We start from the raw sequence: 15,577 nt of genomic DNA, 5'->3' as shown, positions 1-15,577 counted from the left end.
CAACACCAGGCGCCTGCACAGCAGCCTTGAGATGATGACCCCCGTGGAGTTCGAGCAAGCCCATTACGCGACCCTCAACCGAGAGCCGCAACCCGTATAGAAGCGGCGGAGAACCTGGGGCGGTTCATGGTGTGGGTCGCCGGATCCCAGACGGGCTCGGCTTTGCGCTTGGGGTCGCTGGTCTTGGTCGCGGTGCCGCGTCGATCGCGTGGGGTGATGGTGTCGATGATCTGGCCATCGGTGAAGAAGTCGCCGTGCCAATGGAAGTGCGAGGCCAGATCGTTGGGCGCTTTGGTAACCCTCGATCCGACGATGAACCGCAACCCTGCCTCATCAAGTTCGCGCAGATTGCCGCTGGCCAGCATGCCCGCATCAGCGACGACGACAATGTCGGTGATCTCGTGGCGGGCTTGGAATGCCTTCACGATCGGCACGATCGTCAGAGTTTCGGCCTTGTTTCCTTCGAAACAGCCGATTTCCAAGGGGAATCCGCACCGATCGACCAGCAGCCCGACCACGATCTGCGGGTCCACTCGGCGTTCCTTGGAGTACCCCACGCGGCGTAGGTCGTCTTCCTTGTCGGCCTCGAAATACAGGGTCGTGACGTCGTAAAGCACCAGGCTGACATCACCGGCGGTGCGGGCGTGGGCGAAACACGCTGCGGCGATCTGGTCGCGGTAACCACCACCGCGGGCACGGCGCAGGGTGCGCTTGCGGGTCGACAGTGACGCTGAGGTACGTCCCAGCTCGGCGAGGACCCGATCGGCGTCGAGCAGGCTGGTCGGCTCGACCACCCGGGCGATGACCAGGTCACGGAAGACCTCATCGCCGACCGCGTCGTCGAACCCCAGGCTGGCATACACCTGCGCCAGGGCGTCATACAGCAGCCCGCTGCAGCTCTTGAGCACCCGCGGCCGCACCACCAACTCCCGTACTGCGGATTCTCCACCATCCTCGGTGAACAGCATGCCAGCTGGCGGTGGAACCATATGGGCCCGAACGGCTTTCGGCGTGATCCCCAGATCCAACTCGCCTTGGGTGTCATCGGCCAACAGCCGGCGGGCCTCCTCGAGCAGCAGACCCAGCTCGGCGTCATCACGCGCAGAGCCCACATGGCGCACGATCCGGCGGCGGCCATCGACGGATTCGGCGATCTGGACCGCGGTCGCGCCCGAGGCCGTGCGCACCCGCCGAATCCACACCATCCAGGCAGCCTACTGACCCAAATTAGTGCCTAGCAGGGGCACTAAGCGGAGACATCACCCCAGCTCAAGACACCGCCACCCTACAAAACTGACCAAAGTGACCCAACTCAGGAGCGCGAGGTGATCGCTGACCATGCGAGCGGTTGAGAACCGCTCGATCACCGCCTCGCGGCAGGCCCGTCGGCTGAGGTGATCGACGTTGCAGATAGCGCGGACGAGAGCGTCTTTCCCGCTGCACAGGTAGCCGGTGACTCCGTCATCGACGATCTCGGGCGCCGCACCGTTCGGACAGGCGATGACCGGCGTACCGCAGGCCAGTGCCTCGATCATCACCAACCCGAAGGGTTCTGGCCATTGGATGGGATTGAGAAGCGCAGACGCCTCACCGAGAAGGGCCAGCTTGTCCTGCCCGCCGACTTCACCGATGAACTCGACGTTGTCGTCGAGCAACGGCTCTATCTGGTCGTGGTAGTACGCCTGCTCCGATTTCTCGCGAGCCTTGGCGGCCACAATGAGACGCCGGCCCGCTGCGCGTGCGGCCAGCACCGCCTGCCGAACTCCCTTATCGGCTGTCATTCTTCCGAGGAACAGAAGAAAACCGCCGTCGCCGTCGCCGTCGGGGTAGGCCGTTGGATCGAGGCCGTGGTGGATCACCCGGTCGATCATCACCTCCGGCGCTCGTCGGGCCTGGTTGTGCGAGACGGCGACGACCGGTATCCGCTTGGCGTAGCGGCGGTATATCGCGCTGAGCTCGCCGCCGAAAGGGCCGTGACAGGTGGTGACAACACGATCGCAACCATTGGCAAGGGCCCAAGCCGGTCCGAGAAGGGTGTGATCGTGGATGATGTCGCACCCAGTGAGCGCTTCGTAACCGCCCATCACGTGTGGCAGCTCGACTTCGCCGTGGCCTATTCGGTCCCAGGTCGCACTGGCCGTGGCGCGCACGAGGGGTACGGGGGCCGTGCTGTCGCCGGTGGCGTAGAGCATCACCTCGTGGCCGGCCGCAGTCAGCCCGACCGCCAGCTCCGAGACGACCGCTTCGGTGCCGCCATACGACGATGGCGGCACCGCGGCCCACGGAGGTGCCAGCAGGCCGATCTTCAGAGAACCGATTCCCATGGCGCCATCGTGGATTTCGGCTACCTGCGAAGACACCAGCCCGTCGGAGCAGAAAACACAGGAGAGCGTAGTACCGCCGGATCAATGCTCCTTGCCCTGTGCGCCTTGGCGTTACGACAGGCGCCACACTGTCGGCCTGCCAGCGTAAACCACGAGCGGTGGCCTGACCCCGTAGACCGGTGCCGCGACTAGGGTGTGCGCTGGGGGTAGAGGAAACGCCAGGACCGGGTCGCGGCGTGAAGATTGAAGCGTGTGTTGGCATCGCGCAGGTCGCAACCGGTCAGTTCACTGATGCGCGCCAGCCGGTAGCGTAGCGTGCTGCGGTGGATGTGCAGGGCCTCGGCGGTATCGTCGTAATTGCCACCGCTTTCCAGGTGTTCACTGAGCGTGAGAACGAGCTCCGACTTTTTTGTCGAGTCGTATTCCAGCAGGGCGCCGATCCATTCTCGGATGAAATCCTCGACAGCTCCGCCCGTATGGGCTACGTCGATGAGACGGTAGAACCCGAGTTCGTCGTAGGCCGATGCACCGGCGGATACCGCGGAATGCAGTCGCACATTCAGCGCTCGTTTCGCCGCAGCGAACGACTTCGGGAACTCCGACGGTGCATCGCACCGCGAGCCGATGCCGATGGCGCACGTGTGCCGCCCCAGCAACTCGCTCAGCGTGCGGTAAAACACTTGCGGGTCTGGTCGGCCTTCGGTCAGAAGCACCACCAGCTTGCCGCTACGTCCCTGCAGCTTGTTCAGATGCAACGCCGCGGCAGCGCGGCCGGCGCCAGTGGCCACGGAATCAGATGCGGCCGAGCTGTGCACGACGACCACATAATGCGGAGGGCGGAGGTCGTGGCCCAGTGCCTCCGACCTGGCGAAGGCCCCGTCGTCGTCGGTGCCGGCGAGCAGGTCCTCAACGAATTCGCGGCGCACGGAGAGCTCCCTGTCCACCAAGCTCCGCTGGTGCGACAACTCGTAGCCCAACAGCGTGCACGCGAACTGCAGGGCGACCAGGTGGTCCTGGGTTACCAACTTGTCAGGGTCGACGATTGCCAACACGCCGAGGATCTCCCCGCGTGGCACGATGAGGACATCCACGCGGTTCTTCATTCGTGTGGGACGGTGGCGTTCGGCCAGCACAGCAAGTTGGCGTTGACGCCGTTGCGGGTCCGGCATCGGATAGGGCATCGGGCGTCCTGGACCGGACCAGCTGCGGAGGTTGCCGAACCGGTCCTCCAAAGCTATTGGGAGCCCGATCAATTCATGCAGCGCATCAGTGATTGCTTGCTCGCCTTCGCCGCTTCCCAGCGCCGCCTCGATGGTCTCGTGAACACGCGTCCGGATCCTCAACCGCTTCTGTGCGCCGGCGAGGTCACTGTGCGCCTTGGCCAGTTGCTCGGTACACCGCGCGTTTCGCCGATGATTTGCACCACGGGCCAGGGCGGCGCCCGTCTGGTGCGCCAGCAGCGTCAACAAATGGATATGACCGGTTGAGGGTTGCTCGGCGGCGCTGACGACAAGGGAGCCCTCCACCACATCATGAGGCCGGAGGGGAAACGCCCACCCCCACGCGCGTCCGGGAATCCCGACAGCGCCGTCACCGCCCGACTCCGCGATCAGCCGATCGATGTCGGGCCGTTCGGGTTGACCGGTGGGAAACGGTTGCCAGGAACCATTGGCGAGCCTGTATGTGGCCTCGATGCGACACGGCCCGAGCCGGGGCACCGCAGCAGCGGCTTCACCCAACGTCGTCACATCATCGACCCATCCGAAGGCGAGCGTGGAAAGCGCGGCCAACTCCTCGGCTGTCGGGGTTGCATCCGACGACGCGACAGTCATGTTGCGACCTCCGCAGGGATGAATCGATCAGCCGGCATCCGCTGCTCCTCACCAGCCGCTCCCGACTACTACTCAATCGATGACGCGCTACTACTCAATCGATGACGCGGCAAAACCGTGGCTACCCACATCCTGCTCAGCCAAACGGATCCCCGACGAAATCGCACTCAGTGCCGCGCTGGTACTGGGAGGACAGATCGGCAGAGGACTTTTCGGCTCGCCGGGTGCACGCGATGACGGGGGTGAGATTGCCAGAATTCTGTCACGGGACGCGTTCGAAGTACGGCCAAGAGTCGGAGCCGATCGCGGTCTCAATCAAAGCGACCACTGCGAATTTCGGGAGAGGCCAATGCTGTTGATGCGGTTCGATCCGTTGCGAGAACTGGACAGGCCGGCGTTGAAATCGGCGCCCACCGACAGTGCCGACGAAGGCCGGCAGACCATACAACCCGGGTCGGGGCAGCAACAGGCCGTGGACGCGTGAGGAGACAGTAATGGCACATGCGACAGTCAGCAGATCGGCGGTACGTCCCAATCAGCCCGCCCGCCAGGTTATCGCCACGTTCGACAACTACGCAGACGCCGAGCGCGCCGTCGACTATCTTTCCGATCAGCGGTTTCCGGTCAACCGGGTCGCCATCGTGGGCCGCGATCTGGAATATGTCGAACAAGTTCTCGGCCGGCTCAATTACGGAGGGGCCGCGCTGCGAGGTGCGGCGTCCGGTGCCCTGGTCGGGGCACTCATCGGCTGGGTGTTCGGAATCTTCAGCTGGATCGACCCACTGACCACCGCCCTGTTACTGGCCCTCTATGGCGTGATCTTCGGTGCGATCGTCGGGGCTTTGATGGGGCTGCTCGTGCACGCCCTGCAACGCGGTCGGCGCGACTTTCACGCTGTATCTAGCCTGGTCCCGAGGTCCTACGACCTCGTCGCGGACGTGGAGGTGGCCGACCAGGCACTGCGGCTGCTCTCCACGGCTGACAATCCTAAGGAGTGAAGCATGGCAACGGCAGTAGGCATTGATCTGGGCACCACCAACTCGGTGATCGCGGCCTGGCAGGGCGGCGAACCCGTCGTCATACCCAACGCGGAAGGTGCGCGCACAACCCCCTCGGTGGTCGCGTTCACCGAGAGCGGCGAACGGTTGGTCGGCCAGCTGGCGCGGCGCCAGGCGATCATGAACCCGAAGGGAACCATCTATTCGGCGAAGCGATTCATAGGCCGCCGCTTCGATGAAATCTCGGAGGAAGCCAAGGCGGTCAGCTTCGACGTCGTCGAGGGCCCGAATGGCGAGGCGCGCTTCAATATCCGCGGCAAGTTGTATTCACCGGAAGAGATCAGCGCCCTGGTACTTCGCAAGCTCGCCGACGACGCGGGCAAGTTCCTCGGTGAACGGGTCACAGAAGCGGTGATCACCGTACCGGCGTACTTCAACGACGCTCAGCGTAACGCCACCAAGGACGCAGGCCGGATCGCCGGCCTGGAGGTGCTGCGCATCATCAACGAGCCGACGGCCGCCGCGCTGGCCTACGGGTTGGACAAGAAGGGCCACGAAACGGTCCTGGTGTTCGATCTCGGCGGCGGCACGTTCGATGTCAGCCTCCTGGACGTCGGCGACGGTGTCGTCGAGGTCCGGGCGACGGCCGGCGATTCTCATCTCGGTGGAGACGACTTCGACCGCAGGCTCGTCGACTTTTTCGCCGACGAGTTCAAGCGTGAGAACAACATCGACCTGCGCTCGGATCCGCAAGCACTCCAACGGCTCTTCGAAGCCGCAGAGAAAGCGAAGGTCGAGCTGTCCTCGGTGACGCAGACGCAGGTGAACTTGCCGTTCATCACCGCCGACGCCAACGGGCCCAAGCATCTGACGATGACCATCACCCGGTCGAAATTCGAGGATCTCACCCACGACCTGGTCGAGCGCACCATGGGGCCGGTCAAGCAGGCGATGGCGGACGCCAAGGTCACGGCGAACGACATAGACGAGGTGATCCTGGTCGGCGGATCGACGCGTATCCCCGCCGTCCAGGCTCTCGTCCGCCGGCTCACCGGCGGCAAGGACCCCAACATGAGTGTGAACCCCGACGAGGTCGTGGCGATGGGCGCCGCGATCCAGGCCGGGGTGCTCAAGGGCGAGGTCTCCGACGTCCTGTTGCTCGACGTCACACCGCTCTCACTGGGCGTGGAGACCGCGGGTGGGCTGATGACCAAGATCATCGAACGCAACACCACGATCCCCGCCCGGCGCAGCGAGGTATTCACCACCGCCGCCGACAATCAGCCCGCGGTCGACGTTGTTGTGCTGCAGGGCGAGCGTGAATTGGCCAGAGACAACCGGACTCTCGGTCGATTCAAACTGGAGAACATCCGGCCCGCACCGCGCGGGGAGCCGCAGATCGAGGTCACCTTCGACGTCGACGCCAACGGCATCCTGAACGTCGCCGCGCGGGACAAGGACACCGGAGCCGAGCAGAGCATCACGATCAGCGAGCAATCCAACCTCGACCAGAGCGAGGTCGAGCGAATGGTCAGCGAAGCAGAGGCGCACCGCCGCGAGGACGAGGAACTGCGCAGGCTCGTCGAAGCACGAAACGAACTCGATTCGGCCGCATATCAAGTCGAGCGCCGGCTCGCCGAACTCGGCGAATCCGTCGCCCCGCACGACCGCGGCCGCGCCGAGATGCTCATCGCCGATGCACGGCAGGCGATCAGCGAGGAGGCACCGCTGGACCGACTTCAGCAGTTGACATCGGAACTGCAACAGATGCTGCATGGCTTGCAGCCCTCGCAGAGGGCGGACGCCAACGGCCAAGGACAGGCCGACGGGCAGGCGGCACAGCCTGCTGACGATGACGTTGTCGATGCCGAGTTCGACCGGAGCTAGCCGATGGCCAGCCCGCAAGAACATCCGACTGCCGAGGACGAGCGCTCCGGCGCGGCGCAAGCCGCGCCGGAACCGCCCGCGGCCGAATCCGACTCAAGTGCCGAGCTGGCGCGACTGGAAGACCGCTGGCGGCGTGCGGTCGCCGATCTGGACAACCTTCGCAAGCGCTACGCCCGCGAACTAGACCGCGAACGAACCACCGAGCGATCGAAGGTGGCCGGAGCCTGGCTGCCTGTCGTCGACGATCTCGAGCGTGCCCTCGCACACGACGGCGGGCAGTCCAACGCGATAATAGAAGGCGTCCGAACGATTCTCGATCAGGCAGTGAAGGTACTCGACCAGCTCGGTTACCCGCGTGACGATCAGACGGGTGTGCCTTTCGACCCCAAGCGTCATGAGGCGGTCGGCATGATCGACGTGCCGAATACCGCCCCCGGGACTGTCGTTGAGGTATTGCGTCCGGGATATGGGGAGGGCAGCAACCAGCTGCGGCCGGCGGCCGTTGTCGTCAGCCGACGTGAGGAGTGACCTTTAAGTGGCCCGCGATTACTACGAAGCGCTCGGGGTGTCCCGGGATGCCACGTCCGACCAGATTCAGCAGGCATTCCGCTCGTTGGCACGCAAGTTCCATCCCGACGTCAACAAGGATCCCAGTGCGGAGGACAGGTTCAAGGAGATCAACGAGGCCTACCAAGTTCTTTCCGACCCGGAGACCCGCAAACGGTATGACCGGTTCGGTGACGATTTCCGGCATGTCCCCGACGACTGGGAAGAGCAGGCGCGGGCCGGCGCCGGGATGGGTGGCCGAGGTGGCTTCGGTGGGGCGCCGGGGGGCGGGCGTGTCCGCTACAGCACCGGAGGCTTCGGCGGGGGAGCGGGCATCAACATCGAAGACCTCTTCGGCGACATATTCGCCGGCGGTGGGGGCTTCGGGCCGATCCCGGGTGCCGATCAGGAGGCTCAGCTCGAACTTACTGTCGAGGAGGCCTATCGCGGGGGTAAGCGGCAGATCTCCCTCGGCAACCGCACCTACACCGTCAACATTCCGGCCGGCGTGGTCGATGGACAACGTATCCGGCTGGCCGGAGAGGGGGGGCGGGGCCGCGGCGACGGCCCACCAGGCGATCTGTACCTGGTCGTCCGCATCAAGCCGGACAAGCGCTTCCGGTTGGAGGGGCGCGACATCATCGCCGACCTGCCGGTGTCGCCGTGGGAAGCGGTGCTCGGCGCCACGGTCGCGATGAGAACACCGGGCGGCGAGGCGAAAGTGAAGGTACCTCCTGGCTCCTCCACCGGCAGGCGGCTGCGTCTGCGCGGGGAGGGGATGCCCAACCCGAAGGGCAAGCCAGGCGACCTGTACGCCGAAATCAAGATCATGGTGCCATCCAAACCGACCGCGCGGGAACGGGAACTGTTCGAGCAGCTGGCCGCGGAGTCCACGTTCGACCCGAGGAGGTGACGGTGACGGCGCCAGGTTATGTGTTGGTGCGGCGGCCGCAGTTGTCGCTTGACCAGATGGCGCGCCGATGTGGCCTGCACCCGGACATGGTTCGCCGGCTGGTCGCTCTCGGCCTGCTGCCGTGCAGACCGGATGCCCATGGCGAGCCATGGTTCGACCCGTCCGCGGTGGCCGTGGTCGCCCGGATTCAACGCCTACGAACCGGTTTAGGCCTCAACTACGCGGCGATCGGACTGGTCCTCGACCTGCTCGCCCGGATCGAGGAACTCGAGTCGGCGTCTCGCCGAGGAAGGACAGTGCTGTGGACATCAACAGTCTGACGCAGAAATCGCAGGAGGCGCTGCAGGAGGCGCAGAACATCGCGACCCGGATGGGCCACACCGAAGTCGACGGTGAGCACTTGCTGGCGGCGCTGATCGACCAACCAGAGGGCTTGGTGCCGCGCCTGCTGACCGCCGCCGATGTCGAGGTCGCGGCATTGCGCGCAGACCTTCAGCGCGAACTGGAGCGCAGACCGAAGGTCAGCGGTCCCGGCGCGACGCCGGGCCAGGTCTCGGTCACCCGCCGCTTGGCGAAGGTGCTGGAAGCCGCCGAGCGGGAAGCCAAGCGGCTCAAGGATGAATATGTCTCCGTCGAGCACCTCGTGATGGCGCTCGCCGAGGAGGGCACATCGACGGCCGCGGGCCGAATACTCGCGAGCCACGGTGTGACTCGCGACTCGTTCCTGTCGGCGCTGACCAGAGTGCGTGGAAACCAGCGGGTGACGTCGGCGACCCCGGAGGGCTCCTACGAGGCCCTGGCGAAGTACGGGCGTGACCTGGTCACCGAGGCCCAGTCAGGCAAACTCGACCCGGTGATCGGCCGGGATGCCGAAATTCGCAGGGTGATCCAGATTCTGAGTCGCAAGACCAAGAACAATCCGGTGCTGATCGGTGACCCCGGCGTCGGCAAGACGGCCATCGTCGAGGGTCTCGCGCAGCGAATCGTGCGCGGCGACGTTCCGGAAGGTCTGCGGGACAAGACCATCTTCTCCCTGGACATGGGCTCGTTGGTGGCAGGGGCGAAGTATCGCGGCGAATTCGAGGAACGCCTGCAGGCGGTGCTGTCCGAGGTGAAGGCGGGGGAGGGCCGCATTCTGCTGTTCGTCGACGAGTTGCACACCGTGGTCGGTGCAGGGGCGACAGAAGGTTCCCTGGACGCGGGAAACATGCTCAAACCCATGCTCGCCCGCGGTGAGTTGCACATGATCGGCGCAACCACTCTCGACGAGTACCGCAAGCACATCGAAAACGACGCCGCGTTGGAGCGCCGCTTCCAAACTGTCCTCGTCGATGAGCCCGACGTCGAAGACACCATCTCGATCCTGCGTGGACTGCGTGAGCGCCTGGAGGTCTTCCACGGCGTCAAGATCCAGGATGTAGCGCTGGTGGCCGCCGCCACGCTGTCGCACCGCTATATCACCGACCGGTTCCTGCCCGACAAGGCGATCGATCTCGTCGATGAGGCATGCGCCCGGCTGCGTACCGAAATCGATTCCATGCCGGCCGAGCTCGATGAGATCACCCGGCGTGTGACCAGGCTGGAGATCGAGGAGGCCGCGTTGTCGAAGGAGGACGACCCGGTCAGCAAAACTCGGCTGGAAGAGCTTCGAAAGGAGCTGGCTGACCTGCGCGCGGAGGCCGATGCCATGCACGCGCAGTGGGACGCCGAGCGGCAGGCGATCAAACGCGTCCAGGAACTGCGTGAGCGACTGGAGCAGTTGCGACGCGAGGCCGAAGAGGCAGAGCGCAACTATGACCTCAATCGCGCCGCGGAGCTGCGCTATGGCGAAATGCGGGAATTGGAACGCAAATTGCAGGCCGCCGAGGAGCAGTTGAGGTCCAAGCAGGGCCACCGGCCGCTGCTGCGCGAAGTCGTCACCGAGGACGAGATCGCCGAAATCGTCTCCGCGTGGACCGGCATCCCGGTGTCGCGGCTGCAGGAGGGCGAACGCGAGAAGCTGCTTCGACTCGACGAGATACTGCACGAAAGGGTGATCGGTCAGGACGAGGCCGTCCAGCTGGTGGCGGACGCGGTGATCCGCGCCAGGTCCGGAATTCGCGACCCGCGGCGCCCGATCGGATCGTTCATCTTTCTGGGTCCAACGGGTGTCGGCAAGACCGAACTCGCGAAAACCCTTGCCGCAGCGCTCTTCGACAGCGAAGACAACATGGTCCGGCTCGACATGAGCGAATACCAGGAGCGGCACACGGTCAGCCGGTTGGTCGGCGCGCCGCCGGGATATGTGGGCTATGACGAGGGCGGCCAGCTCACCGAAGCGGTGCGGCGTAAGCCTTACTCAGTTGTGCTGTTCGACGAGATCGAGAAGGCGCACCCCGACGTGTTCAACACGCTGCTGCAGGTGCTCGACGACGGTAGGCTCACCGATGCGCAGGGTCGCCAGGTCGACTTCCGCAACACGGTGATCATCATGACGTCGAACATCGGGTCGCATTATCTGTTCGACGGCGTAACGGGCGACGGCGAGATAAAGCCGGACGCAAGGGAACGCGTGATGGCCGAGTTGCGGGGTCATTTCCGCCCCGAGTTCCTCAACCGCGTCGACGACATCGTGCTGTTCACGCCGCTGGCTATTTCACAGATCGAGCGCATCGTCCAGCTTCAGCTCGAGGATCTGAGGAAGCGGTTGGCGGACAGGCAGATTCAGCTCGATATCACGCCGGAGGCCAGTCGGCTGATCGCCGAGCACGGCTATGACCCGGTGTACGGCGCGCGTCCTCTGCGTCGCTACATCGCGCACGAGGTCGAGACGAAGATCGGACGCGCACTGCTCAAGGGCGAGGTCCAGGCCGGCGGCATCATTCGCATCGCGGTCGACAACGGCGAGTTGTCCGTCACCTACTCCGAGTCCGCCATGGTGGCCTGACGAAGGCGAGAACATGGAATCGAATATCGTGACGTGCCCGAACTGCGGTAAACGCAACCGGGTGGCCGCGGCCGCCGACGGCAAGCCACGCTGCGGTCACTGCCATCACTGGCTGCCGTGGATCGTCGACGCCGGTGACCAGAATTACGCAGAAGTCGTCGAGAAGGCCGATGTCCCTGTACTTGTCGACCTCTGGGCGACGTGGTGCGGACCGTGCCGGATGGTGAGTCCGGCTCTGGAGAAAATCGCCACGGAACGGGCCGGCCAACTCAAATTGGTCAAGGTCGACGTCGACAAGGCGCCCGCCATCTCACAACGGTTCTCTGTGCAAGCGGTACCGACCCTGCTCGTTGTCGACCACGGCGAGGTGGTGGCCCGCCAATCCGGAGCCGCACCTGTGGCGGCCCTTCGGTCTTGGCTGGACCACGCGCTTGCAGCACACAGCACGAAGAACGGTGAACAATGACGTCGATACGCACCGACCCGGATATTGCAGCGATTCGGCAGGTGGAACCGCGCACAGCGGGATGTGAGGAATGCCTGCGACTCGGGACGCCGTGGGTACACCTGCGGCTCTGTCTGACCTGCGGACACGTGGGCTGCTGTGATTCGTCGCCCATGCGTCACGCAAGGGGACACGCGTACACCATCGGCCATCCGATCGTGGCCGCCATGGAGGCCGCTTGGCGCTGGTGCTATGTCCACGACAATTATGTGTGAGGCGCCTACATCCGAGCGAGTATCCGCGGAGCTACAGGAAACCCCGGACATCTACGGTGCGTACCCGCGGCTGAGCGAGATGCAGATCGCCACCCTCGAGGCGGGCGGGGAGAGGCGGGCCGTAGCGCCCGGCGAGATCCTGGTGCGCGAAGGCACGCGAACGGACAATTTCTACGTCATCCTGTCGGGAAAAGTCGCTGTCACCGCCCTCGACCCATTAGGCGAACAACGGACGCTCCGGGTCCACGGTCCGGGGCGGTTCCTCGGTGAACTCGGTGACCTCGAAGGTCAGGCCGCGTTCTATACCGCGCAAGTCGCAGAAGCCGGTGAAGTCCTCGTCGTCGCGGCACAGTTGGTACGCACCCTCGTGGCTCAGAATCCCGTGCTCAGCGACCTGATCCTTCGGGCCTTCCTGATCCGGCGCACCATGCTCATCGAAGAGGGCACCGGCTTCTGGATCATCGGATCCTGCTATTCGCCCGACACCACGCGGTTGCGGGAGTTCGCTGCCCGAAACAGACTGCCGCACCGCTGGCTCGATCTCGAACAAGAGAAGGACACTGAATGCCTGCTGCGGCGGTACGGGGTAGCGCCGCAAGACACCCCGGTCGTGATCTGGGGTGACGAGGTCCTTCGCAACCCGCCCAACAGCGAACTGGCCCGGCGGGTGGGCCTGCCGGTGCCCGACGTCATCCACGACGAACGCGACCTCATCGTCATCGGTGCCGGCCCGGCCGGTCTGGCGGCGGCGGTGTACGGCTCTTCGGACGGGCTCACCACCGCCGCGGCCGAAGCGATCGCCACAGGCGGCCAGGCCGGCACCTCGTCGAGGATCGAGAACTATCTCGGCTTCCCCAGTGGACTGTCCGGAGCCGAGCTTGCCGAAAGGGCCTTGATCCAGGCCAAGAAGTTCGGTGCGGACCTGATGATCTCGGCGGAGGCACGACGTCTGGAATCCGATGGCGGTCAGCACCTGGTATGTCTTGGCGACGGCACGTTCGTCGTCGGCAGGGCCGTCGTACTGGCGACGGGAGCCCGATATCGCAAGCTCGCCGTGTCCGGAATCGAGAGGTTCGAGGGAAACGGGGTCTACTACGCCGCCACCTTCCAGGAGGCGTTGCTATGTGGCGCCGGCCCGGTGGTGATCGTCGGAGGAGGGAATTCCGCGGGGCAGGCCGCAGTGTTTCTGGCATCTCGTATTTCTCGCGTGTATCTGCTAATCCGTAGCGGCGACATTGCCAAGGACATGTCCCGCTACCTGATCGACCGGATCCAACAACAACCCCGGATAAAGGTCTGCTTGCATACCGAGGTCCGCGAAGTCCACGGACGAAAACAGGTCGAAACGGTTGTCGTGGAGGACAACCAGACGGGTGAGCAGCGTCGCATCGACACCACGGCGCTGTTCGTCTTCATCGGCGCGGCACCCAATACAGAGTGGCTACACGGAGTTGTATCGCTCGATGACCACGGCTTCATCGCGACCGGTTCAGCAGCGATGTACTCACCTGACGACCGAGCAGGACTGCGCATCGATCGTGAACCGATGATGCTTGAAACCAGCCGCGCCGGCATTTTCGCCGCCGGTGACGTTCGCAGCGGCTCGGTGAAGCGGGTAGCGTCGGCGGTGGGTGAGGGATCGATAGCCGTCCGACTCGTCGAGCAGTACCTGTTGGCCTAGTCGCACGGCGCACCGGCCGACGAAGACGGCGAGTTCGGCGCGGGTGGTGCAGTCAGGACACGCGCACAGTCTGCCGACTCATGTCAGGATCGCCCGCGCTGCGCGCTCGGCGACCAGCATGACCGGCGCGTTGGTGTTGCCAGAAGTGATGGTGGGCATCGCCGAAGCATCGACCACTCGAAGTCCGGCGACGCGGAACACGCGGCAGTCGGAGTCGAGCACGGCGGTGGCCGACCGCGGCTGACCGCGCATGTCGAAGGCACCCATGGCGCAGGTGCCCACCGGGTGAAAGATGGTGGTGCCCAGTTCACCGGCTGCCACCTGGAGGTCTTCGTCGCTCGTCAGTCGCGGGCCGGGGAGCATCTCTTCCGGGCGGTAGCGGGCCAGGGCGGGCGCCGCCATGATCTGGCGGGTCATCCGCAGGCCCCGTACGGCGGCTTCACGATCGGCGTCAGTGGACAGGTAGTTGCAGGAGATCTTCGGGTGGGTCAGCGGATCCGCATCGGCCATTCGCACGTGGCCACGCGAGGTGGGGCGCAGATTGCAGACCGAGGGAGTGATGGCTCCATAAGGGTGCAGCGGTTCGCCGAATTTCGGCAGAGATAAGGGCTGCACATGCCACTCCAGATCAGGGCTGGCCAGCGCGGGGTCGCTCTTGGCGAAGGCCCCCAGCGTGGACGGCGGCATCGTGAGGGGTCCTGACCGCAGCAGCAGGTACTGGATTCCCATGCCGGCACGGGTGATCCAATTCCGATACAGCGTGTTGACGGTGCGCGCGCCCCGGACACGGTAGACAGTTCGAAGCTGCAGATGGTCCTGGAGGTTTTCACCGACACCGGGCAGATCGACGACCACCGGCACGTGATGCTGGGCGAGCAGCCCGGCCGGGCCCAGACCCGAGACCTGCATCAGGTGCGGCGAGCCGATGGCGCCGGCGCTCAGGATCACCTCCCGGCGGGCCCGCACGTCGACGATCTGGCCGTCTTTGAGCAGCCGCACACCGGTGACGCGGTGCTGCGCGGTGGTCCAGGCACCGCGACGCTGATGGTCGCGAACCTGATCGTCCATCAGCAGCTGTAAGGCCTGGGTCTGTGTGTAGACGGTGAGATTGGCGCGGTGGGTGACAGGGTGCAGGAACGCGTCGGCCATCGACCAGCGCCGGCCACGCCGCTGATTGACATGAAAATACGCACTGCCGGAATTGTCGCCGCGGTTGAACTCATCGATCGGGGAGATGCCCAACTGGGCGGCGGCGGCCTGCCAGGCGTCCAGGATCTTCCAGCGCACGCGCGGCCGCTCGACCCGGATCTCCCCACCGGCGCCGTGCCAGTCGTCGGCTCCGCCGAAGTAGTCTTCCAGCTGTTTGTAGATTTCCAGTGTCTCGCCGGGTCGGTCCGGGCCGCCCCACAGCCATCGCTCGTCGCCGGTGGCCTGCGCCCACAGTTCGTAATCGCTGGCCTGCCCGCGCATGTGGATCATGGCGTTGATCGACGAGCAGCCGCCGAGGACGCGGCCACGCGCGTAGATGATGCTGCGGCCGGCCAGACCTGGGTCGGGTTCAGTGGTGAAGCACCAGTCGGTGCGGGGGTTGGCAATGGTGTACAGATAGCCCACCGGCACCTTGATTGTTGACCGTCCCTCTGTGTGACGACCACGGCGGGGGTGATCGTCATTGAAGTTGTCGAAATCCCGGGTCGGGGACGGCGGTCGTCTGCATCATCAGCGTGCCCACGAACGGACCCCGCGCTGG

At 65.0% G+C, this 15,577-nt stretch carries 13 protein-coding genes and 1 pseudogene; 10 read left to right on the top strand and 4 right to left on the bottom strand.

All coding sequences use genetic code 11. From position 1 onward, the window contains the following. Positions 1–131: 131 nt before the first annotated feature. From ACTWP6_RS28350 to ACTWP6_RS28340, 3 genes and pseudogenes are all read right to left on the bottom strand, one after another. Positions 132–1,205, bottom strand: a pseudogene (locus tag ACTWP6_RS28350) (IS1634 family transposase); the annotation flags it as partial. A 54-nt stretch (positions 1,206–1,259) separates the two neighbouring features. Beyond that, positions 1,260–2,324 (bottom strand): glycosyltransferase family 4 protein, encoded by a 1,065-nt coding sequence (locus tag ACTWP6_RS28345; protein WP_443189425.1) that lies wholly within the window; start codon positions 2,322–2,324, stop codon positions 1,260–1,262. Positions 2,325–2,512: 188 nt separating this feature from the next. After that, positions 2,513–4,156 carry a PucR family transcriptional regulator gene (locus ACTWP6_RS28340; RefSeq protein ID WP_443189424.1) on the bottom strand — a complete coding sequence of 548 codons (1,644 nt, stop codon included), beginning with the start codon at positions 4,154–4,156 and terminating at the stop codon, positions 2,513–2,515. Positions 4,157–4,235: 79 nt separating this feature from the next. Between ACTWP6_RS28340 and ACTWP6_RS28335 the strand changes: the two genes are divergently transcribed. From ACTWP6_RS28335 to ACTWP6_RS28290, 10 genes are read left to right on the top strand one after another with little or no spacing between them, the layout of a single operon-like run. Then, entirely contained in the window at positions 4,236–4,640 is a 405-nt protein-coding gene (locus tag ACTWP6_RS28335) for a hypothetical protein (RefSeq protein WP_443189423.1), read from the top strand. Between the two features lie 10 nt (positions 4,641–4,650). Continuing rightward, positions 4,651–5,154 (top strand): general stress protein, encoded by a 504-nt coding sequence (locus tag ACTWP6_RS28330; RefSeq protein WP_443189422.1) that lies wholly within the window; start codon positions 4,651–4,653, stop codon positions 5,152–5,154. A 3-nt stretch (positions 5,155–5,157) separates the two neighbouring features. Continuing rightward, a complete protein-coding gene (gene dnaK, locus ACTWP6_RS28325; protein ID WP_443189421.1) occupies positions 5,158–7,041 on the top strand; it encodes a molecular chaperone DnaK in 1,884 nt (627 codons plus the stop codon). A gap of 3 nt (positions 7,042–7,044) precedes the next feature. Further along, positions 7,045–7,569, top strand: coding sequence for a nucleotide exchange factor GrpE (locus tag ACTWP6_RS28320; RefSeq protein WP_443189420.1), 525 nt, complete (start codon positions 7,045–7,047; stop codon positions 7,567–7,569). Between the two features lie 7 nt (positions 7,570–7,576). Next, complete coding sequence (locus tag ACTWP6_RS28315; RefSeq protein ID WP_443189419.1) at positions 7,577–8,500, top strand: DnaJ C-terminal domain-containing protein; 924 nt, start codon at positions 7,577–7,579, stop codon at positions 8,498–8,500. Positions 8,501–8,556: 56 nt separating this feature from the next. Then, positions 8,557–8,820, top strand: a complete 264-nt coding sequence (locus tag ACTWP6_RS28310; RefSeq protein WP_443189427.1) for a chaperone modulator CbpM — start codon at positions 8,557–8,559, stop codon at positions 8,818–8,820. Beyond that, entirely contained in the window at positions 8,802–11,426 is a 2,625-nt protein-coding gene (gene clpB / locus ACTWP6_RS28305; protein ID WP_443189418.1) for an ATP-dependent chaperone ClpB, read from the top strand. The genes ACTWP6_RS28310 and clpB overlap by 19 nt, the downstream gene beginning before the upstream one ends. Before the next feature lie 13 nt (positions 11,427–11,439). Further along, positions 11,440–11,892: a thioredoxin gene (gene trxA, locus ACTWP6_RS28300; RefSeq protein ID WP_443189417.1), complete on the top strand. Its 453-nt coding sequence runs from the start codon at positions 11,440–11,442 to the stop codon at positions 11,890–11,892. Further along, positions 11,889–12,146, top strand: coding sequence for a UBP-type zinc finger domain-containing protein (locus ACTWP6_RS28295; protein ID WP_443189416.1), 258 nt, complete (start codon positions 11,889–11,891; stop codon positions 12,144–12,146). Before trxA ends, ACTWP6_RS28295 begins: the two co-directional genes overlap by 4 nt. Continuing rightward, on the top strand, positions 12,124–13,827 hold the full coding sequence (locus ACTWP6_RS28290) for an FAD-dependent oxidoreductase (RefSeq protein ID WP_443189415.1): 1,704 nt from the start codon (positions 12,124–12,126) through the stop codon (positions 13,825–13,827). Before ACTWP6_RS28295 ends, ACTWP6_RS28290 begins: the two co-directional genes overlap by 23 nt. Positions 13,828–13,905: 78 nt before the next feature. Here the strand turns inward: ACTWP6_RS28290 and ACTWP6_RS28285 are convergent, their stop codons facing one another. Further along, a complete protein-coding gene (locus ACTWP6_RS28285) occupies positions 13,906–15,453 on the bottom strand; it encodes a GMC family oxidoreductase (protein ID WP_443189426.1) in 1,548 nt (515 codons plus the stop codon). Positions 15,454–15,577 lie beyond the last annotated feature (124 nt).

The organism is Mycobacterium sp. 4D054 (genome assembly GCF_052245755.1).
Taxonomy (GTDB): Bacteria; Actinomycetota; Actinomycetes; order Mycobacteriales; family Mycobacteriaceae; genus Mycobacterium.
Note: the sequence above shows the minus strand (reverse complement) of the source record. Positions and strands in the feature narration are given on the sequence as shown.